18 protein-coding genes and 1 pseudogene are annotated in these 21,345 nt (G+C 71.9%); 13 read left to right on the top strand and 6 right to left on the bottom strand.

Annotated features, from left to right (window positions below; all coding sequences use genetic code 11):
* Nucleotide 1 precedes the first annotated feature (1 nt).
* From AAFF41_RS37590 to AAFF41_RS37535, 12 genes and pseudogenes are all read left to right on the top strand, one after another.
* Complete coding sequence (locus tag AAFF41_RS37590) at nt 2-1,234, top strand: O-antigen ligase domain-containing protein (RefSeq protein ID WP_343325362.1); 1,233 nt, start codon at nt 2-4, stop codon at nt 1,232-1,234.
* Between the two features lie 2 nt (nt 1,235-1,236).
* On the top strand, nt 1,237-2,511 hold the full coding sequence (locus AAFF41_RS37585; RefSeq protein WP_319749649.1) for a glycosyltransferase: 1,275 nt from the start codon (nt 1,237-1,239) through the stop codon (nt 2,509-2,511).
* A complete protein-coding gene (locus AAFF41_RS37580; RefSeq protein WP_319749651.1) occupies nt 2,508-3,743 on the top strand; it encodes a class I SAM-dependent methyltransferase in 1,236 nt (411 codons plus the stop codon). Before AAFF41_RS37585 ends, AAFF41_RS37580 begins: the two co-directional genes overlap by 4 nt.
* Nucleotides 3,740-4,522: pseudogene (locus AAFF41_RS37575) on the top strand (glycosyltransferase family protein); the annotation flags it as partial. The gene AAFF41_RS37580 and the pseudogene AAFF41_RS37575, both read left to right, overlap by 4 nt.
* A gap of 43 nt (nt 4,523-4,565) precedes the next feature.
* On the top strand, nt 4,566-5,213 hold the full coding sequence (locus AAFF41_RS37570; RefSeq protein ID WP_319749654.1) for a PIG-L deacetylase family protein: 648 nt from the start codon (nt 4,566-4,568) through the stop codon (nt 5,211-5,213).
* Between the two features lie 3 nt (nt 5,214-5,216).
* Complete coding sequence (locus tag AAFF41_RS37565; RefSeq protein WP_319749655.1) at nt 5,217-6,242, top strand: NAD-dependent epimerase/dehydratase family protein; 1,026 nt, start codon at nt 5,217-5,219, stop codon at nt 6,240-6,242.
* Nucleotides 6,239-7,513 carry a DUF4910 domain-containing protein gene (locus tag AAFF41_RS37560; RefSeq protein WP_425526192.1) on the top strand — a complete coding sequence of 425 codons (1,275 nt, stop codon included), beginning with the start codon at nt 6,239-6,241 and terminating at the stop codon, nt 7,511-7,513. Before AAFF41_RS37565 ends, AAFF41_RS37560 begins: the two co-directional genes overlap by 4 nt.
* 5 nt (nt 7,514-7,518) lie before the next feature.
* A complete protein-coding gene (locus AAFF41_RS37555) occupies nt 7,519-8,829 on the top strand; it encodes an MATE family efflux transporter (protein ID WP_319749702.1) in 1,311 nt (436 codons plus the stop codon).
* Nucleotides 8,826-9,773: a glycosyltransferase family 2 protein gene (locus tag AAFF41_RS37550; protein ID WP_054230354.1), complete on the top strand. Its 948-nt coding sequence runs from the start codon at nt 8,826-8,828 to the stop codon at nt 9,771-9,773. The genes AAFF41_RS37555 and AAFF41_RS37550 overlap by 4 nt, the downstream gene beginning before the upstream one ends.
* The gene (locus AAFF41_RS37545) at nt 9,770-11,017 is read left to right on the top strand and encodes a polysaccharide pyruvyl transferase family protein (protein WP_343325360.1); all 1,248 of its coding nucleotides are present in this window, start codon (nt 9,770-9,772) and stop codon (nt 11,015-11,017) included. Before AAFF41_RS37550 ends, AAFF41_RS37545 begins: the two co-directional genes overlap by 4 nt.
* Nucleotides 11,014-11,565, top strand: a complete 552-nt coding sequence (rfbC, locus tag AAFF41_RS37540; RefSeq protein WP_343325359.1) for a dTDP-4-dehydrorhamnose 3,5-epimerase — start codon at nt 11,014-11,016, stop codon at nt 11,563-11,565. The genes AAFF41_RS37545 and rfbC overlap by 4 nt, the downstream gene beginning before the upstream one ends.
* Before the next feature lie 7 nt (nt 11,566-11,572).
* Nucleotides 11,573-12,907: a glutamate-1-semialdehyde 2,1-aminomutase gene (locus AAFF41_RS37535; protein ID WP_319749660.1), complete on the top strand. Its 1,335-nt coding sequence runs from the start codon at nt 11,573-11,575 to the stop codon at nt 12,905-12,907.
* Nucleotides 12,908-12,919: 12 nt separating this feature from the next.
* Here AAFF41_RS37535 and AAFF41_RS37530 read toward each other — a convergent pair whose 3' ends face one another.
* From AAFF41_RS37530 to AAFF41_RS37515, 4 genes are all read right to left on the bottom strand, one after another.
* Nucleotides 12,920-13,600 (bottom strand): phosphatase PAP2 family protein, encoded by a 681-nt coding sequence (locus tag AAFF41_RS37530; RefSeq protein WP_319749661.1) that lies wholly within the window; start codon nt 13,598-13,600, stop codon nt 12,920-12,922.
* Between the two features lie 663 nt (nt 13,601-14,263).
* Nucleotides 14,264-14,773 (bottom strand): O-acetyl-ADP-ribose deacetylase, encoded by a 510-nt coding sequence (locus AAFF41_RS37525; protein WP_319749662.1) that lies wholly within the window; start codon nt 14,771-14,773, stop codon nt 14,264-14,266.
* Nucleotides 14,774-14,849: 76 nt separating this feature from the next.
* Nucleotides 14,850-16,322 carry a glycoside hydrolase gene (locus AAFF41_RS37520; protein ID WP_319749663.1) on the bottom strand — a complete coding sequence of 491 codons (1,473 nt, stop codon included), beginning with the start codon at nt 16,320-16,322 and terminating at the stop codon, nt 14,850-14,852.
* Between the two features lie 180 nt (nt 16,323-16,502).
* Entirely contained in the window at nt 16,503-17,912 is a 1,410-nt protein-coding gene (locus AAFF41_RS37515) for a phytoene desaturase family protein (RefSeq protein ID WP_319749664.1), read from the bottom strand.
* Nucleotides 17,913-18,000: 88 nt separating this feature from the next.
* Here AAFF41_RS37515 and AAFF41_RS37510 point away from each other — a divergent pair, with 88 nt between their 5' ends.
* A complete protein-coding gene (locus tag AAFF41_RS37510; RefSeq protein ID WP_319749665.1) occupies nt 18,001-18,201 on the top strand; it encodes a hypothetical protein in 201 nt (66 codons plus the stop codon).
* 202 nt (nt 18,202-18,403) lie between these two features.
* Here the strand turns inward: AAFF41_RS37510 and AAFF41_RS37505 are convergent, their stop codons facing one another.
* The gene (locus tag AAFF41_RS37505) at nt 18,404-19,249 is read right to left on the bottom strand and encodes an inositol monophosphatase family protein (protein WP_319749667.1); all 846 of its coding nucleotides are present in this window, start codon (nt 19,247-19,249) and stop codon (nt 18,404-18,406) included.
* Nucleotides 19,250-19,335: 86 nt separating this feature from the next.
* Complete coding sequence (locus AAFF41_RS37500; protein ID WP_319749669.1) at nt 19,336-21,159, bottom strand: gamma-glutamyltransferase family protein; 1,824 nt, start codon at nt 21,157-21,159, stop codon at nt 19,336-19,338.
* Nucleotides 21,160-21,345: the final 186 nt, after the last annotated feature.

Raw genomic sequence — 21,345 nt, 5'->3', positions numbered from 1 at the left:
GATGAGCGCGGACCACACGCCGAAGATCGTCGGGACAGTCTGGGGGCTGCTGGTCCTCAACACGCTCGGTTCCGCCGGGGCGAAGACCATCATCCCGCTGCCCCGCTCCCTCATCCAGATGGTCACCATGGGCGCGCTGGTCGCCGCGTTCGCGCTGGCGCTCACGGTCAATCTCCGGCTGCGCATCCGAGCCGGCGCCTTCGTGTTCCTGCTCACCCTGCTGCTGGTGGAGAGCGTGATCTCCAGCGCGAACCTGGAGTCCGGGTTCGGCGCGCTGTTCCGCTGCTTCCGGCTGGCTCTCTTCGTCGGCACGCTGTGGCTGCTCAGCCGCTGGTGGAACGGCGGCCTGACGTTCGTCCGGTACCACATCCGGATGTACTTCGCGGTGCTCGGATCGGTGGCCACCGGCCTGGTCGTCTCACCGGGCGCGGCCCTGCCCGACCTCTACGGCGGACGCCTCGTCGGCGCGTTGTGGCCGCTCACCCCGCCGCAGATCGGGCAGTACGCAGCGGTGATCATCGGGCTCACCGTGCTGCTCGTCCTGGGCCGCCGGACCGACAGGGCCAGCGCCGTGGTGGTCATCGTGCCGTCCTTCGTGCTGCTCGCGCTGACCCATACGCGGACGGCCACGCTCGGCCTGTTCATCGGGCTGGCGTTGGCGATCGGCTCGCTCATCCTGACCAGCGCCGCAGCCCGCCGGTTCTTCACCTGGGCGGTGCTGTGCGCCGTGGTGGCCGCGGTGGGGTTCGCCTCCGCGCTGCAGGCGTGGTTCCTGCGCGGACAGAGCAAGGAGAACTTCTCCAACCTCACCGGTCGGGCCAAGGTCTGGGACGCCCTGCTGGCTGCGCCCCGGTCGACCTCGGAGAAGTTGTTCGGCGTGGGCCTGGGCGACAAGTCGTTCGGCGGGCTGCCGATCGACAACAGCTGGCTGGCCGTCTACAACGAGCAGGGTCTGATCGGCGTCACCCTCGTCGCGGCGGTCATCATCGTGTTGGGCGGCGTCGCGTTGCTGCGGCCACCGTCGCTGCAGAGGGCCTGCGCGATCTTCCTGATCAGCTACTGCGCGATCGCGTCGTACACCGAGGCCGGTCTTGGCGACGCCTCGCCGTATCTGCTGCATCTGGCCCTGGCCGCCTCGCTGTTGGCGGCACGCGCCCAGGCCGCTCCCCTCTCGACGCCCGAAGTCCCTCGGCGACACATCCCGCGCTGGGCCCAGAGATCGGAGGTGACCTGAGCATGCACGTCCTCGTGGTGCACAACCGCTACGCCTCGGCGCAGCCGAGCGGGGAGAACAAGGTCGTCGACCAGGAGGTGGAGCTGCTGCGGGCGGCCGGCCACCGGGTCGAGGTGTTCGAGCGGCGCAGCGACGACATCGCCGCCCGCTCCCTCCTGGGCAAGGCCGCGGTGCCGCTCCTTGTGCCGTGGAACCCGGCGGTGCGCGCGGAGCTCGCCGCCCGGCTGCGCACCGAGCGGCCGGACGTGGTGCACGTCCACAACGTCTTCCCGCTCCTGTCGCCGGCGGTGCTGGCCGCCTGCGCCGACGCCGGCGTGCCCGCCGTCGCCACGTTGCACAACTACACGCAGATCTGCCCGCCCGGCACGCTGCAGCGGGACGGTCGGCCGTGCACCGAGTGCGTCGGGTCCGCGCCGCTGCCCGCCGTCCGGCACGGCTGCTACCGCAGCTCCCGCCTTGCGACGGTGCCGCTCGCGGTCAGCATGTCGGCCAACCGACGGCGGTGGTGGTCCGGCGTGGAGCGGTTCTTCTGCATCTCCGCGGCGCAGCGCGACGTGCTGGTGCGGGCCGGCATGCCGGCCGAGCGACTGGCGGTGAAGCACAACTTCGTGCCCGAACCGGGCGCTCACCGAGCGGGCGCCGGCGAGCATCTGCTCTATCTCGGCCGGCTCGCGGAGGCCAAGGGCGTGCGGCTTCTCATGGCCGCGTGGGACGAGATCGCCGCCGGCGGCGGTGTGGGCGTCCCGCTCGTGATCGCCGGTACGGGGCCGCTGGAACCGGAGGTGACCGCCTGGGCGGCGGGCCGGGACGACGTCCGGTACGTCGGCCTCTATGACACGGCGGAGTGCCGGCAGGCCATCGCGCGGTCGGTCGCCGTGGTGGCTCCCTCGACGTGGCTGGAGGCGTTCGGCCTGGTGGTCGTGGAGGCGATGGCGGCGGGGGTCCCGGTCGTCGCCGCCGGTCACGGCGCCTTCGTCGAACTCGTCGAGGACGGGGTGACCGGGCTGCTGCACCGACCGGGCGAGTCCGCGTCGCTCGCGTCCCGTATACGCCGGATCGCGTCCGAACAGGACCGGAACCGGGAGATGGGCCAGGCGGCCCGACGCCGTTACGAGCAGGGGTTCAGCCCGGCCGTCGGCCTTGAGCGCCTGGTGGAGGGGTACCGCACCGCGATCGCGGGTCGGTCCGGCGGCGGGGACAGCCCGTCGCCGATGGGGAACGGAAACGCTGGCTCGCGGTGGGGGACCCGCGCGAGCAGGGATGGGGGCAGTAGATGACACGATGCCGACTCTGCGGCTCGGCGACGCTCACGAGCGTCGTCGATCTGGGGGCGACCCCGCCGTGCGAGAGCTTTCTCGCCGCGGACCGACTGGACCAGCCGGAGCCGACGTACCCACTGCACCTGCGAGTCTGCACCGACTGCTGGCTCGCGCAGATCCCTCCGCTGATCACGCCGGAGGAGACGTTCAGCGAGTACGCGTACTTCTCCTCCTTCTCGACCTCCTGGGTGGAGCACGCCCGCACGTTCGTCGCCGACGCCGTACAGCGGGTGGGGCTCCGCCCCGACGCCTTCGTGGTCGAGGTCGCGAGCAACGACGGGTACCTGCTGAGGCACGTGGTGGACCGCGGGATCCGCTGCCTCGGCATCGAGCCCTCCGTGAACGTCGGCGCCGCCGCACGGGACGCGGGGGTGCCCACGCTCACGGAGTTCCTGTCCCCGGACACCGGCTCGGCCGTCCGCGCCGAGCACGGCCCGGCGGACCTGGTCGTGGCCAACAACGTGTACGCGCACATCCCCGACGTGGTCGGGTTCACCCGAGGGCTGCGCGCCCTGGTCGCCGACGACGGCTGGGTCTCCATCGAGGTACAGCACCTGCTGACCCTGATCGAGGAGAACCAGTACGACACGATCTACCACGAGCACTTCCAGTACTACACGGTCGCGTCCGCGACCCGAGCGCTGGCGAGCGGCGGACTCGCGCTCGTGGACGTCGAGCTGCTGCCCACGCACGGCGGCTCCATCCGGCTGTGGGCCCGGCCGGCCGAGGTGGCCGGCGAGCCGACCCGGCAGGTGGCCGACGTGCTGGACCGGGAGAAGGCCGCCGGACTGCAGGAGCTCTCCGGGTACACCGAGTTCTCCGCCCGGGTGGCCAAGGTGCGCCGGGACCTGCTGCGGTTCCTCATCGAGGCGGCCGAACGCGGCGAGACGGTCGTCGGCTACGGCGCCCCGGGCAAGGGCAACACCCTGCTCAACCACTGCGGCATCCGGCCCGACCTGCTCCCCTACACGGTCGACCGCAACCCCTACAAGCACGGCAGGTTCACCCCGGGCACCCGCATCCCGATCCTGCCGCCCGAGCAGATAGCCGCCGACAGACCGGACTACGTCCTCGTCCTGCCGTGGAACCTGCGGGCCGAGCTGGTCGAGCAGCTGTCCTTCGTCCACGACTGGGGCGGCCGACTGGTCTTTCCCATCCCGGAACTGAGCATTGTCGAGGTCAAGCCGTGAAGGTCGTACTGTTCTGCGGCGGTTATGGGCTGCGTATGCGCAGCGGAGCTTCCGACGACGTGCCCAAGCCGATGGCCATGGTCGGCCCGCGCCCGCTGATCTGGCACGTCATGCGCTACTACGCGCACTTCGGGCACACCGAGTTCATCCTGTGCCTCGGGTACGGGGCCCACCACATCAAGGACTTCTTCCTCAACTACGAGGAGACGACGTCCAACGACTTCGTGCTGCGGGGCGGACAGACCGAGCTGCTGTCCACCGACATCGCCAACTGGACGATCACGTTCGCGCAGACCGGCATCGAGTCACCGATCGGGGAGCGGCTGCGCCGGGTGCGCCACCACCTGGACGGCGACGAGATGTTCCTCGCCAACTACGCCGACGTGCTCACCGACGCCCCGCTGCCCGAGATGATCGACCGGTTCGCCCGGCGCGACGCCGGAGCGTCGATGATGGTGGTGCCGCCGCAGTCCTCGTTCCACTGCGTGGAACTGGGCGAGGACGGCCTGGTGGGAGGCATCACCGCGGTGAGTGACATGCCGCTGTGGGAGAACGGCGGCTACTTCGTGCTCCGCCAGGAGGTCTTCGACCACATCCCGGAGAACGGGGACCTGGTCGCCGACGGCTGCGCCCAACTGGCCAAGCGCGGCCGGCTGGTGGCGCACCAGCACCGTGGCTTCTGGAAGCCGACCGACACCGTGAAGGAGCGGGCCGCGCTCGACGACGCCTACGCCCGGGGCGACCGTCCGTGGGCCGTGTGGGATCACGACGGTGCGGGGCGGGCGCGACCGGAAGCCGGGCCGGCGCCGCGGCGAGGACCTCGTGATCCGGCTCGGAGCCGGGCGGCTGGACCGGATCGTCGCGGTGGGCGCGCACTGCGACGACATCGCCATCGGCGCCGGCGGCACGCTGCTGACGCTGTGCCACGCACGGCCGGGTGTCCGCATCGACGTGCTGGTGCTCTCCGGCGGTGGCAGCGAGCGGGAGGAGGAGGAGCAGGCCGCGCTCACCGCCTTCTGCCCGGGCGCCGACCTGCGGCTGACCGTGCACAAGCTGCCGGACGGCCGGCTGCCCGCGCACTGGGACGAGGCCAAGGCCGCCGTCGAGGAGCTGCGCGCGGGGACGGAGCCGGATCTCGTCCTTGCCCCGCGCACCGATGACGCGCACCAGGATCACCGCGGTCTGGCGAAGCTGATGACAACCGCGTTCCGCGACCACCTGGTGCTCGGCTACGAGATCGTCAAGTGGGACGGCGATCTCGGCCGTCCGGCGGCGTACCAGCCGCTGTCGCCGGAGATCGCCGAACAAAAGGTGCGGCTGCTGCAGGAGCACTACCCCTCGCAGCGGCACCGGCCCTGGTACGACCGGGAGGCCTTCCTCGGGCTGGCCCGGATCCGCGGTATCGAAAGCCACGCGCGCTACGCCGAGGCGTTCGCCGTCACCAAACTCACTCTCGACCTGGGGGAATGAACCTTGCGCGTACTGTTGACCGGGCACCAGGGCTATCTGGGCACCGTCATGGCCCCGGTTCTCACGGCCGCCGGGCACGAGGTCGTCGGTCTTGACGCCGGCCTGTTCGCCGACTGCGTCCTTGGCCCGACGCCCGCGGACCCGCCAGGGGTGCGAGTGGACCTGCGCGACGTCACGGCCGAGCACGTGGCCGGGGTGGACGCCGTGATCCACCTGGCCGCGCTGTCCAACGACCCGCTGGGATCGCTGGCGCCGGAACTCACCTACGACATCAACCACCACGCGTCCGTACGGCTGGCCCGGCTGGCCCGCGACGCCGGGGTGCGGCGCTTCCTGTACGCGTCGACGTGTTCGGTCTACGGCGCCGCCGGCGGGGACGAGCTGGTGGCCGAGGACGCCCCGTTGCGGCCGGTGACGCCCTACGCGGAGTCCAAGGTGCGGGTGGAGGACGACCTGCACGCGCTGGCCGACGACGACTTCAGCCCGGTGTTCATGCGCAACGCCACCGCCTTCGGCTTCTCGCCCCGGCTGCGCGCCGACATCGTGCTGAACAACCTGGTGGGGCACGCCCTGTTGTCCGGTGAAGTCCTTGTGCTCTCCGACGGCACCCCCTGGCGGCCGCTGGTGCACGCCGCCGACATCGCTCGGGCCTTCACGGCCGCGCTGGTGGCGCCGCGGGAGTCGGTGCACGACCTGGCCTTCAACATCGGCAGCGAGATCAACAACGTCACGGTCGCCGAGATCGCCGAGCAGGTCGCCGAGGCGGTGTCCGGCGCGAAGGTGGTGATCACCGGGGAGAACGGCGCCGATCCGCGGTCGTACCGGGTGGACTTCTCCCGGTTCCGCGCCGCGATACCCGGCTTCGACTGCGAGTGGACGGTGAAGCAGGGCGCGCTCGAACTCGCCGACGCCTACCGCGAACACGGGCTGACCCGGGAGGACTTCGAGCGGCGCTTCACCCGCCTTGCCGTGCTGCGCGCGGCGACCGACGCCGGCGCCGTCGACGACACCCTGCGGTGGCGCCGATGACCACGGCCGGCGAGGAGATGCACGCGCTGGTGGAGCGGTTGTACCCGCTGTGCCGGAGCATCACCGGCGACGGGGTGCGCGCCACCCTGGAGATCGTCGGCGCGTACCTCCCGCTGCAGGTGCACGAGGTGCCGACCGGGACTCAGGTCCTCGACTGGACGGTGCCGCAGGAGTGGAACATCCGGGACGCGTACGTAGCCGATCCCGCCGGCAACCGGGTCGTCGACTTCGCCGCGTCCAGCCTGCACGTGCTCGGCTACAGCGTGCCGGTGTCGGCGACCATGCCACTGGCCGAGCTGCGCGGACACCTGCACACCCTGCCGGACCACCCGTCCTGGGTGCCGTACCGCACCAGCTACTACCGGCCGGAATGGGGGTTCTGCCTGGCCCAGGAGACCTTGGACGCGCTGCCGGACGGCGAGTACGAGGTGCGCATCGACTCCACACTCGCCGATGGCCACCTCACCTACGCCGAGCACGTGGTCCCCGGGCAGGTCGCCGACGAGGTGATCGTCTCCTGCCACGTCTGCCACCCGTCGCTGGCCAACGACAACCTGGCCGGCATCGCGGTGGCCACCTTCCTGGCCCGAGCGCTGGCGGAGCAGAAGCCGTACTACACCTACCGGTTCCTGTTCGCCCCCGGCACCATCGGGGCGATCACCTGGCTGGCCCGCAACGCGGAGCGGATCGAACGGGTCAAGCACGGGCTGGTGCTGGCCTGCGCCGGCGACTCGGGCCGGCTGACGTACAAACAGAGCAGACGCGGTGACGCGGAGATCGACCGGGTGATGCGTCATGTGCTGTCCGCCTCCGAACGCCCGCACCACGTCGCCGAGTTCACTCCGTACGGCTACGACGAGCGGCAGTTCTGCTCGCCCGGGTTCGATCTCGGCGTGGGCTCGCTCAGCCGGACCCCGTACGCCGGCTACCCCGAGTACCACACCTCGGCGGACAACCTGGACTTCGTCTCCCCGGAGGCGATGGCGGACACTCTCGCCGTCTGCCGCGAGGCGTTCGCCGTCCTCGACCGCAACCGGCGGTACGTCAACCTCAGCCCCTACGGCGAACCACAGCTGGGCCGGCGTGGGTTGTACGACTCGCTCGGCGGCCGCAGCGACACGAAGCAGGCCCAGATGGCCATGCTCTGGGTGCTCAGCCTCTCCGACGGCGAGCACAGTCTGCTGGACGTCGCCGAGCGGTCCGGGCTGCCGTTCGACACCGTCGTCGCCGCGGCCGACGCCCTGTGCGGCGCCGAACTGATCAAGGCATGACGCCGATGACCACCGAGGGGGAGAAGACGACGGCGCCGGCGGCACCGGCCGGACCCGCCCGGCAAACCGCCAAGCGGGCCATGGTCGGCCGACTGTCCTGGGGACTGGCCGACCAGGCGGCCTCCAGCGTGAGCAACTTCGTGGTGGGCATCTACGTGGCCCGCTCGCTGGGGGTGACCGCGTTCGGTGTGTTCAGCCTCGCCTGGGTGACGTACGGCGTGGTGCTCAACGTCTCCCGCGGGCTGGCCACCGATCCGCTCGTGGTGCGCTTCAGCGGCGTGCCGGGCGCCTCCTGGCGCGGGGCGGTGAGCCGGTCGACGGGTACCGCACTCGTTGTCGGTGCCGCCCTCGGCGCGGTGTGTCTGATGGCCGGGCTCGGCCTAGGCGGCCGCGTGGGGCCCGCGTTCGCCGCCCTTGGTGTCATGATGCCGGGGCTGCTGCTCCAGGACGCCTGGCGGTTCTCGTTCTTCGCCGCCGGCGCAGGGCGGAAGGCGTTCGTCAACGACGTCGTGTGGGGTGTCGCACTCGTCCCGGCCATGGTGGTGGCGGCCCGTGCGGGCAGCGTGGCCGCCTTCGTGCTCGCCTGGGGCGCGTCCGCCACGGTGGCGGCGGGGTACGGCTACCTCCAGTCCGGCATCCGGCCCCGGACGACGGAGGCACGCGGGTGGCTTCGCGAGCAGCGCGATCTCGGCTACCGGTACCTGGTCGAGAACGTCAGCCTCAGTGGCGCGAGCCAGCTGCGGGCGTACGGGCTCGGCGCGATCGTCGGGGTCGGCGCGGTGGGTGCGGTGCGGGGCGCCGAGCTCCTGCTCGGCCCGTTCCTGGCGGTGCTCATGGGGCTTTCGCTGGTCACCGTCCCGGAGGCGGCACGGGTGCTGCGGCAGGCCCCGCATCAACTGGGCAGGTTCTGCCTCCTCCTTGGCGGGGGGCAGGCCGTCGGCGCGCTGCTCTGGGGCGCGGCGCTGCTGCTGATGCCCGGCCGGTTCGGCGAGCTGGTGCTCGGCGGCGTCTGGCACTCCGCCTCGGAGCTCATCGTGCCGATCACCCTCGGCGTCGCGGGCGCGGGCCTCGGCACCGGCGCGGCGGCCGGGCTGCGCGCGCTCGGCGCGGCCCGGCGCAGCCTGCGCTGCCAGCTGTTCGCCTCCGCCTGCTACGTCAGCGGCGGGCTCGGCGGGGCGGCCGCGGCCGGCACGGTCGGCTCGGCCTGGGGCGTCGCCGCCGCGACCATCAGCGGCTCGGCCGTGTGGTGGCTGCACCTGCGGTCCGCCCTGCACGAGCGCCACCGCGATCCCCTCCCCGAAGTGAGGACCTCATGACCGACCGACCCAGGCTGAGCATCGGCCTGCCCGTGTACAACGGCGAGGAGTACCTGGCCGAGTCGCTCGACGCCCTGCTCGGTCAGACCTACGAGGACTTCGAGCTGGTCATCTCCGACAACGCCTCGACCGACGGGACCCAGGAGATCTGCCGCAAGTACGCCGCGCGGGACTCGCGCATCCGGTATCTCCGGCTGCCCCGGAACATCGGCGCCACTCCGAACCACAACCATGTGTTCACCGAGTCCCGCGGCGAACTGTTCAAGTGGGCCTCGCACGACGACCTGTACGGCCGGGACCTGCTGCGGCGCTGCGTTCAGGCGCTGGACGAGCGGCCTGACATGATCCTCGCGCACACCGGCCAGGCGGTCATCGACGGCGACGGCCAGGTGAAGGTCCCCTACGAGTACACGCTCGCCACCGACTCCCCGCACGCGCCGGAGCGCTTCCGCAGTCTGTTGTTCGAGCCGGGTGGCGACGACTTCTACGGGGTGATGCGGGCCGACATGCTGCGCCGGGTGAAGCCGCTCGACAGCTACCACCACGCGGACCGCACGTTCGTCGCCGAGATCACCCTGCACGGGCCCTTCCACCAGGTGCCGGAGCTGCTGTACTTCCGCCGCGACCACCCCACGCGCGCCGAGCGGGCGAACCCTTCCAAGCGCTCCCGGTGCGTCAACCTGGACCCGCGCCGGGCGGGCCCGCTGCACCCGACGCCCCGGCTGCTCGCCGAGTACATGTGGGGCTTCGTCGCGGCGATCCGGCGGGCGCCGTTGTCCCCGGCCGACCGGCGCGCGTGCTATCGCCACCTGGTCGCGTGGATGACCAGCCGGGTCCGGCCGGGCGCCGGTGAGCGGGTCGAGGACCGCGCCCCGGTCGACCCGGCCCTGCTCACCGTCTCCGTCGACGCCCTTGTCGCCGGCCGCGAGGGGAGGCAGGCATGACGCCCGCGAACCGGACTCCGGTGCGCGTCGGGGTGTTCGGCCTGCTCGGCTCCGGCAACCTCGGCAACGACGGGTCGCTCGAGGCCGTGCTCGGGTACCTCCGCGCCGAACACCCGGAGGCGGTCGTGGACGCGCTGTGCGGCGGACCCGAGGCCGTGACGACCCGGTTCGGGATCCCCGCGACGCGGCTGCACTGGTACCGCGGGGAGTACCGGACCGCGTCGCGTGCGGGCGCGATCGCGGCGAAGGGGCTGGGCAAACTCGTCGACGTCTTCCGCACGGCTGCCTGGGTGCGCCGGCACGACGTGGTGATCGTGCCGGGCATGGGCGTCCTGGAGGCCACGCTGCCGCTGCGGCCGTGGGGCTTCCCGTACTCGCTGTTCCTGCTCTGCGCGAGTGGCCGGCTGCTGCGCACCCGGGTGGCGCTGGTCGGCGTCGGCGCCGCGACGATCGGCAACCGGCCGACCCGGGCCCTGGTGCGCTGGTCGGGGCGGCTGGCCGCGTACCGGTCGTACCGGGACGCGCAGTCCCGTGACGCCATGCGGGCGATGGGCGTGGACACCGCGCGCGACGAGGTCTACCCGGACCTCGCGTTCGCCCTGCCGACGCCGCGGGCGAGCGCGCCCTCGGACCCGTCGGCTCCGCCGGGCCCGGTCTGCGTCGGCGTCATGGACTTCCACGGCGGCAACGACGATCGCGCCCGGGCCGAGGAGATATACCGGCGCTACCTCGACGGGACGATCGGGTTCGTCCGCGCGCTGGTCGAGGAGGGCAGGGCTGTCCGGCTGCTCACCGGTGACGAGTGCGACGCGTCGGTGGTCGCCGCGATCCTCGACGCGGTGGACTCGCCGCTGGTCACCGCTGCCGAACCGTCCTCGCTGGCCGACCTGATGAACGAGATGGCGGCTGCCGACACCGTGGTGGCGATCCGGTACCACAACCTGATCTGCGCGCTGAAGACCGGTACACCGGTGCTCGCTCTCTGCTATGCGGCGAAGAGCGACTCGCTCATGGCGGAGATGGGCCTCGGCGCGTACTGCCACCCGGCGCGCGAGGTCGACGCCGACCGCCTGCTCGAGCAGTTCCGTGCGCTGGAGAAGCGTTCGGCCGAGCTGCGACAGACCCTCACCGAGCGGAACCTGGCCGCGGCCCGGCGACTGGAGGACCAGTTCACCTCCTTGACCGCGGCCGTGTTCCCCGCGACCGACCACACCCACGCTCACGCTCGGCAGGAGTCTCCATGAAAGCGACCGAAGTCCCGGAGATCACCGGCGCGTACCTCTTCGAGCCGACGCCGTACGCCGACGAACGCGGCTTCTTCTGCCGCACCTTCGACGCCGACGTGGTCCACTCGGTGGGCCTCGACCCAAACGCCTTCGTCCAGGACAGCCTGTCCCGCTCGGTCCGGGGCGTGCTGCGCGGCCTGCACCTGCGCTCCGGCGCAGGCGAGGCCAAGCTGGTGCGGTGCTCGTACGGGATGATCTTCGACGTCGTCGTGGACCTGCGGCCGGACTCGCCGACGTACCGGAACAGGGCCTTCTTCGAGCTGTCCGGCGAGACACAGGTGACCTTGTACATCCCGGCGGGGTGCGCGCACGGCTTCCAGGCGCTGACCGAGACCGCCGACACCTCGTACCGGATCGACCGCCCGCACGATCCGGCCGAGGACGTGACGATCGCCTTCGACGACCCCGAGCTCGCCATCCCCTGGCCGCTGCCGGTCGCATCGATGTCCCAGCGGGACCGGGAGGCGCCGAGCCTCGCCGAGGTCCTCAAGCGCCAAGAAGGTTGAGGTCGGCGTGCACACCGAAGACACCGAAGAGTTCCTCCTGCCCCGCTCGCGGCTGGCCAACGAGCGACTGCACGCCCTGATCCCCGGGGGCGCGCACACCTACGCCAAGGGCGACGACCAGTACCCCGAGGACCTGGCCCCGGTCATCAGCCACGGCCGCGGTGCCCACGTGTGGGACATCGACGGCAACCGCTACATCGAGTACGGCTCCGGCCTGCGGTCGGTCAGCCTCGGCCACGCCCACCCACGCGTGATCGAGGCGGTGCGGCGGGAACTCGACCGCGGCAGCAACTTCGTCCGGCCGTCCATCCTGGAGGTCGAAGCCGCGGAACGCTTCCTGGCCACGGTGCCGACCGCCGAGATGGTGAAGTTCGCGAAGAACGGCTCCGACGCCACCACCGCCGCGGTGCGCCTCGCCCGCGCCGCCACCGGGCGCCCGCGGGTGGCCCTCTGCGCCGACCATCCGTTCTTCTCCGTCGACGACTGGTTCATCGGCACCACGCCGATGTCCGCCGGCATTCCGGCGGCGACCAACGAGCTCACCGTGGCGTTCCCCTACGGGGACCTGGCCGCCACGGAGGAGCTGCTCACCCGGTACCAGGACGAGGTCGCCTGCCTGATCCTGGAACCCGCCACCCACACCGAGCCGCCGCCCGGGTACCTCGCCGGGCTGCGTGAGCTGGCCGACCGGCACGGCTGCGTACTGATCTTCGACGAGATGATCACCGGCTTCCGCTGGTCCGAGGCGGGCGCCCAGGGCCTGTACGGCGTCGTCCCCGACCTCTCCACGTTCGGCAAGGCGCTGGGCAACGGATTCGCCGTCTCCGCGCTGGCGGGGCGCCGCGATCTGATGGAGCGGGGCGGGCTGCGTCACTCCGGCGACCGGGTGTTCCTGCTGTCCACCACGCACGGTGCGGAAACACACTCCCTGGCAGCCGCGATGGCCGTGCAGACCACCTACGTCGAAGAGGGCGTCACCGCAAGGCTGCACACCCTCGGCGAGCGGTTGGCCGCCGGTGTGCGCGAGGCCGCGGCCGGCATGGGCGTCGGCGACCACGTCGTCGTCCGGGGCCGGGCCAGCAACCTGGTCTTCGCCACCCTCGACGAGAACCTGCAGCCGTCGCAGGAGTACCGCACCCTGTTCCTGCGTCGGCTCCTCGCGGGCGGGGTGCTGGCCCCGTCGTTCGTGGTGAGCAGCGCGCTCGACGACGCCGACGTCGATCACACCGTCGACGTGGTGGCCCAGGCATGTGCGGTGTACCGGAAGGCACTGGACGCCGGGGACCCCACCCCCTGGCTGGCCGGACGACCCGTGAAGCCCGTATTCCGCCGCTTGGCGTGAGGTGACGTGACGTCAGCGACGCTCCCGCTGACCGGCGTCGGCCACCCGGTCGACCGGCCGGTCAGCCATCCGGTCGACCAGCCACGCGGTCGCCGGTATCACCGCCAGCGCGGTGCACCAGCCGCCGAGGACGTCGGTCGGGTAGTGCGCGCCCAGGGCGACCTGCGCCCAGCCCATGGCGGCGCCGGCGACCAGCGCCGCGGCGAGCACCAGTAGCGTGCCGGCCGGCCTGCCGAGGCCGAGCCGGCCGGTCGCCGGCAGCGCCACCACGAGAGCGAGCGCCGTGAGGAAGGCGGTGTGCCCGCTCGGGTAGGACAGGTTCCCGTCGTGGATGGTGCGCCCCACCAGGGACTTGAGCAGCGTCGCCGTCCCCACGGTCATGCCGACGCCGGCAACGAGGAGTACCGCCGCGCGAGGACACCGCAGCAGCAGGCAGCCCGTCACGATGACGACGACCAGCGTCGCCGCTCCCACGGGCTCCCCCAAGAAGTCCAGGGCCAGAGCGATGTGCCGCCATGGCGGCCCCACACCGTCCACCGCCGCCGAGATCCGCGCGTCCACCATGCCGGGCTTGCTGTCGTCGGCATACAGGACCCCGAGCACGACGACCACCAGCGCGGCGAGGGCCGCAATCGGCCCGAGCCACCCGCGCAGCGACGGGGGCAGCACCGCGGGCGCCGACCGGCCGGTCACACGCCCACCGCGTCCGGTCGACCTGCGGTGCTCCGCCGTGATCGGTGGTTGGTGTTGCGGACCCCGGTGACCGTAGGTCCGGGCACGCCACGGCCCGTGCGTCCCGTCGGTACCTCGGCTCCCGCGGGCCGGCTCCTGACCTGCCCCAAGGGCCCGCCGACGCGGCGCTTCGCACCACGGGTCACCTGTCCGCCCACCTGGTGGTCCGGACCCGCGCCGCGACCTCCTGCTTGGTGGCGGTCGAGCCGAACACCCCGCTCATGACCGAGACGGGGAAAAGCCCGCACACCGTCGCAGACCAACCGGCAGATGCGATGCACCTCCCCCTCCCGTCGGGGCCGACGCCATGTCACCCGCCGCTACCGCGATGCCGCGCCCCCGAGAACTGCCCGCTGCCACCCGCCGACATGGCCGGGATCGTCACATGTACGGGCTGCCACTGGTGCCACTCCCCACCAACGAGCCCCCCGTCGTCCACTCGCCACCCTAACCAACGATGGGGTCGCGGCAGGCCGCTGTCGGAAAGTCCGTGTGTCAGCACTCCGCGAATTTTGCTCCTGGATCGCCTTTCCTCGGCCCAGTGGCGCCGGCACGCGGACCGCCACCGGACCACCGGAATCCACGGGGCCTCAAGCAAGTCGGGTAGACGGGCCACGACCGCCGTCAGCGGACCTGCGCGGCGAACGCCTCGTACGCCGGCTCGTCGAAGAGGACGAACGTGACCTCCTCGACGGCCGTCGGCGTGGCCCGTACCGTCTCCACCGCGATCCGGGCGGCGTCGTCCATCGGCCATCCGTAGACACCGGCGGAGACGGCCGGGAAGGCGACCGTGCGGGCGCCGAGTTCGTCGGCCACCTTCAGCGACTCCCGGTAGCAGGAGGCGAGGAGTCCCGAGCGATCCTCCTCACGGCTGAAGACCGGGCCGACCGTGTGGATCACCCACCGCGCGTCCAGCTCGCCCGCGGTGGTGGCGACCGCCCGGCCCGTGGGCAGGCCCTTGCCGTAGTGCGAGGCGCGGAGCCTGCGGCAGTCGGCGAGGATGGCGGGGCCGCCACGTCGGTGGATGGCCCCGTCCACGCCTCCCCCGCCGAGCAGCGACGAGTTCGCCGCGTTGACGACCGCGTCGGCGCTCTGACGGGTGATGTCTCCCTGGACCAGGGTGATGGCGGTCATGACGGCCTCGGCCTCCTCGTCTGCGGACTTCGATCCTCGCCGCATTGCGCTCAGGCCGCCACGCGATAACCGGCTGTCAGACGACCACTCCGTCGATCTCGAAGGTCTGCACGGACGCGGCGGAGAAGGCCGCCGTCAGCGTCTTGCCGCTCAGATAGGTGTCCGAGTGGGCGGTGTAGAGGTCGCCGCTGCCGGAGGTGACGGTGTTCCAGCGTCGTACGAGTCCGCCACTGCCCCCGGTGACCTGGCTGAACTTGGACAGGTCGAAGGTGAGGTTCTGCGCGGCGCCGGAGTTGACGGCCACGATGACCAGGCGCTTCGCGCTCGCGTCGTACGCCGCTGCCGCGTATCCGACACCGGTGTCGATGATGGTCATGCCCGGGCGGATGTGCCGGCTGAACTGGGCCATCACGTAGTACTTGGTCTGGACGGTCGTCGGCTGGAGGGTGCTCTGGTCGTAGGCGATCATCGCCCAGCCGGTGCTGGGGTCCATCACCTGCCAGTACACCCACGCGGTCGGGTGCAGCCAGCGGAAGTCCAGGCAGAGGTTGCTCGCCAGGGTGAGGCCGGTGGCGTCGGAGTCGCCGGTCTCGGAGTTCCACAGCCGCTTGCCCGCCGTGGTGACGACGTCGGTGTAGAGGAGGTCACGGCGACCGCCGGAGCCCTGGTACCCGTGCACGTTGACCCGGTTGACCTGGGCTTTCGTGGTCGAGCTGAAGGAGTTCCAGGTCGTGCGGGCCAGGTCGTAGTTCGTCTCGTCGGACGCGGAGACCAGGGTGCCGGTCAGACCGCGCTTGTCGAGTTCGCTGCGCAGATACGGGAGGACGGCCGCCTGGACGGTGGCGTCCATGTGGCAGCCTTCCTGGGTGCCCGTCGCCGTCCACCAGTTGGAGGAGGGCTCGTTGAACGCGTCGACGGAGCTGAAGTTCACACCCCAGTTGTTCTTCGCGTAGAGCGCCACCGCGGCCAGATGGGAGGCGTGCTGACGGTAGTTCCAGGACTGGAGGTTGTTACCGCCGTCGGACGCGCCGGACGGGTTGTGGTTGAGGCACATCCACCACATCGGCGAGTTGGCGAACAGCTCGCTGACGGCGCCGCGTTGGGTCGCCTTGACCAGGGCCGCCCGCTGGTTGGCGTCGGCCGTCCAGTCCCAGGCGGAGGAGGTGGGATCCTCGTTGTTCCAGTCCTGCCAGTACCCCTCGATCTGCTTGAACGCGGGGATGTTGGCGGAGGCGACCATGCTCGCGCCGCTCACGGTGTTCCCACTGCACGCGCCCAGGTTGTAGCGGGCGATGTTGAGGCCGAGGCCCGGCAGCGTCTTGCCGCCGTACGCCACGGACTTGGTGGTGAAGAAGATGTCGGCGAAGTCGTCCCGGGCGCCGAACACATTGGCCCACCAGGCGAGGGAGGTGCCCCAGCCCTCCCAACTGCCGTACTTCGTACCCGGGTTGACCCCGATGGTCGCGTCGGCCCGAGCGGTGCCCGTGGCCAGCGCACTGCCGAGCAGCGCACCACCCGCCGCGGCCAGCACCGATCTGCGCTTGATCATGTGGAAGTCTCCTGTCACGGTCATGCCACGGCCCCATCGCATGATCGGGCCGGGGCGGGACGTTGTCGAGACGCGTGACAGCGCTTTCTTCCTGTGAAACGAGGCACGGATGTGACGGCTTGCGCCGCCTCTGGTCAGGACTGGTGGTCGCCCCTGGTCAGGACCGGCGGCATCCTCCGGTCAGGACTGACGCAGGCGCCGCCACACGGCCTTCGCCGCGTTGTGTCCCGACATGCCGTGCACACCGGGGCCCGGCGGGGTGGCCGAGGAACAGATGAAGACGGCCGGGTGCGGTGTGCTGTACGGGAACGGGGAGAGCTTGGGACGCAGCAGGAGCTGGAGTCCGTCGGCGGCGCCGCAGCCGATGTCGCCGCCCACGTAGTTGGCGTTGCGCGCGGCGAGTTCGGGCGGGCCTGCGGTGGCGCGGGCCAGTACACGGTCGCGGAAGCCGGGTGCGAACCGCTCCAACTGCCGCTCGATCGCGTCCGTGAGGTCACCCGTCCAGCCGTTCGGAACGTGTCCGTACGCCCAGAAGACCTGCTTGCCCTCCGGGGCCCGGGAGGGATCGACGACGCTGGGCTGCACCGTGATCAGGAAGGGGGCGTCCGGCGCCCGGCCCTCGCGCGAGGCGGCGCGCAGGGCGGTGGCGATCTCGGCGCGGCTCGCGCCCACCTGCACCGTCCCGGCGGTGCGTGCCTCCTCGGCCGTCCAGGGGACGGGGCCGTCCAGGGCGTAGTCGATCTTGAAGACGGAGGCCCCGTAGCGATAGTCCTCGTAGTACCGCCCGAAGCCCGCGATGCGGGACAGCGCGGCGGGCGAGGTGTCGAAGACGTAGGCGCGGGCGGGCGGCAGGTCGTCGAGACGCTTGACCTCGTAGTCGGTGTGGACGGTGCCGCCGAGGTCCTTGAGGTACGCGGTGAGCGCGTCGGAGATGGACTGGGAGCCGCCGCGCGCGACGGGCCAGCCGCGGGCGTGCGCGGCCAGCGCGAAGACCAGGCCGACGGCGCCGGTGGCGATGCCGTCGAGCGGGGCCATGACGTGTGCGACGAGACCGGCGAACAGGGCCTGGGCCCGCTCGTCACGGAAGCGCCGCATGAGCCAGGTCGAGGGCGGCAGCCCGGCCAGGCCGAAACGGGCGAGCGTCACCGGGTCGCGGGGCAGGGCGGTCAGTGGCAGGGACATGAAGTCGCGGGCCAACGTGTCCCACGTGGGGAGGAAGGGGGCGACCAGTCTGCGGTACGCACCGGCGTCGCGCGGGCCGAACGAGGCCGCCGTCTCGGCCACGGAGCGGGCGAGCACCGCCGCGGTGCCGTCGGGGAACGGGTGCGCCATCGGGAGCTTCGCGTGCAGCCACTCCAGGCCGTACCGCTCCAGGGGCATCGCTCGGAAGGCGGGTGAGTTGATACCGAGGGGGTGGGCCGCGGAACAGGGGTCGTGCCGGAAGCCGGGGAGTGTCAGCTCTTCGGTGCGGGCGCCGCCGCCCACGGTGTCCCGTGCCTCGAACACGGCCACGGAGAAGCCGCGGCGGGCCAGCTCCACGGCAGCCGTCAGTCCGTTCGGCCCCGCACCCACCACGACGGCATCGAGCATCGATGGCACCTTCGGACTCCTTTGTCAGCCGACGGCCACTGGACATCAGGATATGCCGGGGGACTGACAGCCTTGATGGCGCGGGGGGGTGGGAGACGGGGGAGTCGTCCGGCAGACGGGGGTCTGGGGCCGCCTGGATCGAGGGCCCGCCGGACCTCGGGTCGCCGGGCTCCACGACCCGCCGGGGGGGCGAAAAGCCATCCGCAAGATCTACGACATCGCCGACGGCCCGCACCGCGTCATCGGCCTGATCGACGCCCACGGTGTCAACCTGGCCGGCGAGTCGTAAGGACCGGAAACGCAGATCAAGGACACGGCCGCGATCGTCACCGCAGGCGCCTCGGGCGTCGGAGCCGCTCCCGGTCGCCGTCCGGGACGCGTGTGCGGTGCCGGACCGGCGCAGCGCAACCCCTCGGCCTTCGCCACCGCTCTCAGCCCCAGGGGCCGCGGCCGGCTGTCGACGCCGCCATGCCCTCGGCGCGTCGGTGGGGTCAGAGGCCGGCGGTCAGCAAGCCCCGTACCCGACGGGCCGTGGTCTCGTCGCGGGCCGCCGTGAAGGGGAGGGTGTTGCCTCCCGTGATGCGGAAGGGTTCGCCCGTGAGGGTCAGGTGGACGCCGCCCGCCTCCTCGACGAGGAGCAGGCCCGCCGCGTGGTCCCAGGCCGCCTCCCAGGAGAAGGCCGTCGCGTCCAGCTCACCGCGGGCGACGGCCAGATACTCCAGCCCCGCCGAACCGCAGGGACGCGGCCGCACGCCCTCGGTGCGCAGGCCGAGGAGAGCGCGCTTCTGCGCGTCGGTGGTGTAGTCGGGGTGGGAGGTGGCTATCTCGAGGTCTCGGCCGGGCGTGGGCGCACCCGGGCGCAGCAGCTCGCCGTCGAGGCGGGCACCCCGGCCGCGCACGGCGACGGCGAGCTGGTCGCGGGCCGGGGCATAGGTCCAGGACGCCTGGACGGCCCCGCCCACGGCGAGCGCGACGAGCGTGCAGAAACCGGTGTCGCCGTGGACGAACTGGCGAGTGCCGTCGACCGGGTCGACGATCCAGACCGGGGCCTGCCCCTGGATCGCCTGGTACGTCGCCGGATTGGCGTGGACCGCCTCCTCGCCGACCACGACCGAGCCGGGCAGCAGCTTGGCGAGCGCCTCGGTGAGGCACTCCTCGGCCTTGCGGTCGGCGTCCGTGACGAGGTCGTGCGGGCCGCTCTTCTCGTCGATCTCGTCCGCGGTCAGCTGCCTGAAGCGCGGCATGATCTCGTCGGCAGCCGCCTGCCGGATCGCTTCTTCGACGTCGGACGTGCGGTGCGCGAGAAACTCGTCGATGGTTTCGATGTCTTCGATCATGGCTCCATGACAACACGCGCCACTGACAATCCCCACCCCTCCGGTGCACTCCGGGTGGAATCGCCGTGAATTCCCGGAGTTGCTGATCAGCGGCCCACCGCGTACCCCTGCATCCCCCGCGGGTTCGCCGCCGCCGACAGCACACCCGTCTCCGGATCCCGGGCCACCGCGCACAGCCGGCCCTCGGACCAGGCCTCCGCGACCTGGACGTCATGGCCGCGACGGCGCAGCTCCTCGACGACCGCCCCGTCCGTGCGGGACTCGACGGTGAGGCTGCCGGGGCGCATGCCGCGCGGGTAGAACGAGCTCGGGAAACTGTCGTTGTGCCAGTTCGGGGCGTCGATCGCGCCCTGGAGGTCGAGTCCGCCGCGCACCTCGGCGCGCAGCGCCACGGCCAGGAAGAAGTGGGTCTGCCACTGGTCCTGCTGGTCGCCGCCCGGGGTTCCGAACGCCATGACCGGGACTCCGTCGCGCAGCGCCAGCGAGGGTGTCAGCGTCGTACGGGGGCGGCGGCCGGGCGTGAGGGAGTTGGGCAGCCCCTCGTCCAGCCAGGCCATCTGGAGCCGGGTGCCGAGCGGGAAGCCCAGCTCGGGGACGACCGGGTTGGACTGAAGCCAGCCGCCGCTGGGGGTGGCGGCGACCATGTTGCCCCAGCGGTCGACGACGTCGAGGTGGCAGGTGTCGCCCCGGGTGCCGCCGTCCTGGGCCACCTCGGGTTCCCCCGCGGCCCTGGCCACGGTGGGTTCACCCGCGCCCGGTACCGCCAGCGCGTCGAAGCCCGGCTCCCCGGCGGCGACCTCGCGCGCGTGACCACTGATCATCGGGGTGCGCGCGCCGGGACTGCCGGGGCGCAGCTCGCCGGAGGCCTTGTGGCCGATGAGGGCACGCCGCTCGGCGTTGTACTCCGGCGACAACAGCTCGTCGAGGGGCACCTCGGCCGCGTCCCCGTACCAGGCCTCCCGGTCGGCCATGGCGAGCTTGCAGCCCTCGACGAGCAGGTGGACGTACTCCGCGGAGCCGTACCGCGGCAGCTGGGGCGGGAGCAGGGCGAGCTGCTGCAGGAGGACCGGGCCCTGGCTCCAGGGGCCCGCCTTGCACAGGGTCCAGCCGCGCCAGTCGTACGTCGCGGGCGCCTCGTAGCTCGCGGACCAGGAGGCGAGGTCGGTGGCTGTCAGGGTGCCGGTGTGGCGGTTTCCGCTGGTGTCCATGGTGGGCCGCCGGGCCTGCCGTACCAGGGCCTCGGCGATGAAGCCCGAGCGCCAGACGCGGCGCGCGGCCTCGATCTGCGCCGCGCGGCCGGTCTCCCCTGAGACCTCGGCGAGCAGTCGGCGCCAGGTCGCGGCGAGGGCGGGATTGCGGAACAGTTCGCCGGGACGCGGCGCCTTCCCGCCGGGCAGGTAGACCTCTGCCGACGAGGTCCACTCCGTCTCGAAGAGTGCGCGCACCGACTCCACGGTCTCGCCGACCCGCTCCACGGGCGGGTGCCCGTCCTCCGCGTATCCGATGGCGTACTTCATGACGTCGGCGAGGGACCTCGTGCCGTGGTCGCGCAGGAGCAGCATCCACGCGTCGAAGGCGCCGGGCACGGCGGCCGCGAGCGGCCCGGTGCCGGGTACGAGATCCAAACCGAGTCCCCTGTAGTGGGCGATCGTCGCCCCGGCGGGCGCGACGCCCTGTCCGCACAGCACACGCACCTCGCCGCCCGCCGGGGCGAGGATGATCGGGACCTCGCCGGCGGGTCCGTTGAGGTGCGGCTCGACCACGTGCAGCACGAAGCCCGCGGCGACGGCGGCGTCGTACGCGTTGCCGCCGTCCTCCAGGACGGCCATCGCCGACTGCGAGGCGAGCCAGTGCGTGGAGGACACCATGCCGAAGGTTCCCTGAAGCGTGGGTCGAGTAGTGAAGGACATCTCTCACCTCGGTGTCTGCGCGCGTCGGCCGGTACCGATCAGTCCTCCGGACGCGCTGGGGGAGGAATCCGGGGAGTTCCGGCTCGGCTCCGGTCGCCCTGATCAGGGAGCAGACTACCGATCGGGCGCGCTCTCACTTCGGCGCCCATCGGCCGGCGACCGTCGTCCACCGGTGTGGCGGCGAAA

This window comes from Streptomyces mirabilis, assembly GCF_039503195.1.
Lineage (GTDB): Bacteria > Actinomycetota > Actinomycetes > Streptomycetales > Streptomycetaceae > Streptomyces > Streptomyces mirabilis_D.
The sequence above is the reverse complement of the archived record's forward strand: the minus strand, read 5'-3'. Positions and strand labels throughout refer to the sequence as shown.

What these genes read in the sequence shown, in the direction of transcription:
- AAFF41_RS37585 (WP_319749649.1), top strand. Translation starts at nt 1,237, where the DNA reads ATGCACGTCCTCGTGGTGCACAACCGCTACGCCTCGGCGCAGCCGAGC.
- AAFF41_RS37580 (WP_319749651.1), top strand. Translation starts at nt 2,508, where the DNA reads ATGACACGATGCCGACTCTGCGGCTCGGCGACGCTCACGAGCGTCGTC.
- AAFF41_RS37515 (WP_319749664.1), bottom strand. Translation starts at nt 17,912, where the DNA reads ATGCTCGATGCCGTCGTGGTGGGTGCGGGGCCGAACGGACTGACGGCT.
- AAFF41_RS37525 (WP_319749662.1), bottom strand. Translation starts at nt 14,773, where the DNA reads ATGACCGCCATCACCCTGGTCCAGGGAGACATCACCCGTCAGAGCGCC.
- AAFF41_RS37555 (WP_319749702.1), top strand. Translation starts at nt 7,519, where the DNA reads ATGACCACCGAGGGGGAGAAGACGACGGCGCCGGCGGCACCGGCCGGA.
- AAFF41_RS37545 (WP_343325360.1), top strand. Translation starts at nt 9,770, where the DNA reads ATGACGCCCGCGAACCGGACTCCGGTGCGCGTCGGGGTGTTCGGCCTG.
- AAFF41_RS37500 (WP_319749669.1), bottom strand. Translation starts at nt 21,159, where the DNA reads ATGTCCTTCACTACTCGACCCACGCTTCAGGGAACCTTCGGCATGGTG.
- AAFF41_RS37560 (WP_425526192.1), top strand. Translation starts at nt 6,239, where the DNA reads ATGACCACGGCCGGCGAGGAGATGCACGCGCTGGTGGAGCGGTTGTAC.
- AAFF41_RS37550 (WP_054230354.1), top strand. Translation starts at nt 8,826, where the DNA reads ATGACCGACCGACCCAGGCTGAGCATCGGCCTGCCCGTGTACAACGGC.
- AAFF41_RS37520 (WP_319749663.1), bottom strand. Translation starts at nt 16,322, where the DNA reads ATGATCAAGCGCAGATCGGTGCTGGCCGCGGCGGGTGGTGCGCTGCTC.
- AAFF41_RS37590 (WP_343325362.1), top strand. Translation starts at nt 2, where the DNA reads ATGAGCGCGGACCACACGCCGAAGATCGTCGGGACAGTCTGGGGGCTG.
- AAFF41_RS37505 (WP_319749667.1), bottom strand. Translation starts at nt 19,249, where the DNA reads ATGATCGAAGACATCGAAACCATCGACGAGTTTCTCGCGCACCGCACG.
- rfbC (WP_343325359.1), top strand. Translation starts at nt 11,014, where the DNA reads ATGAAAGCGACCGAAGTCCCGGAGATCACCGGCGCGTACCTCTTCGAG.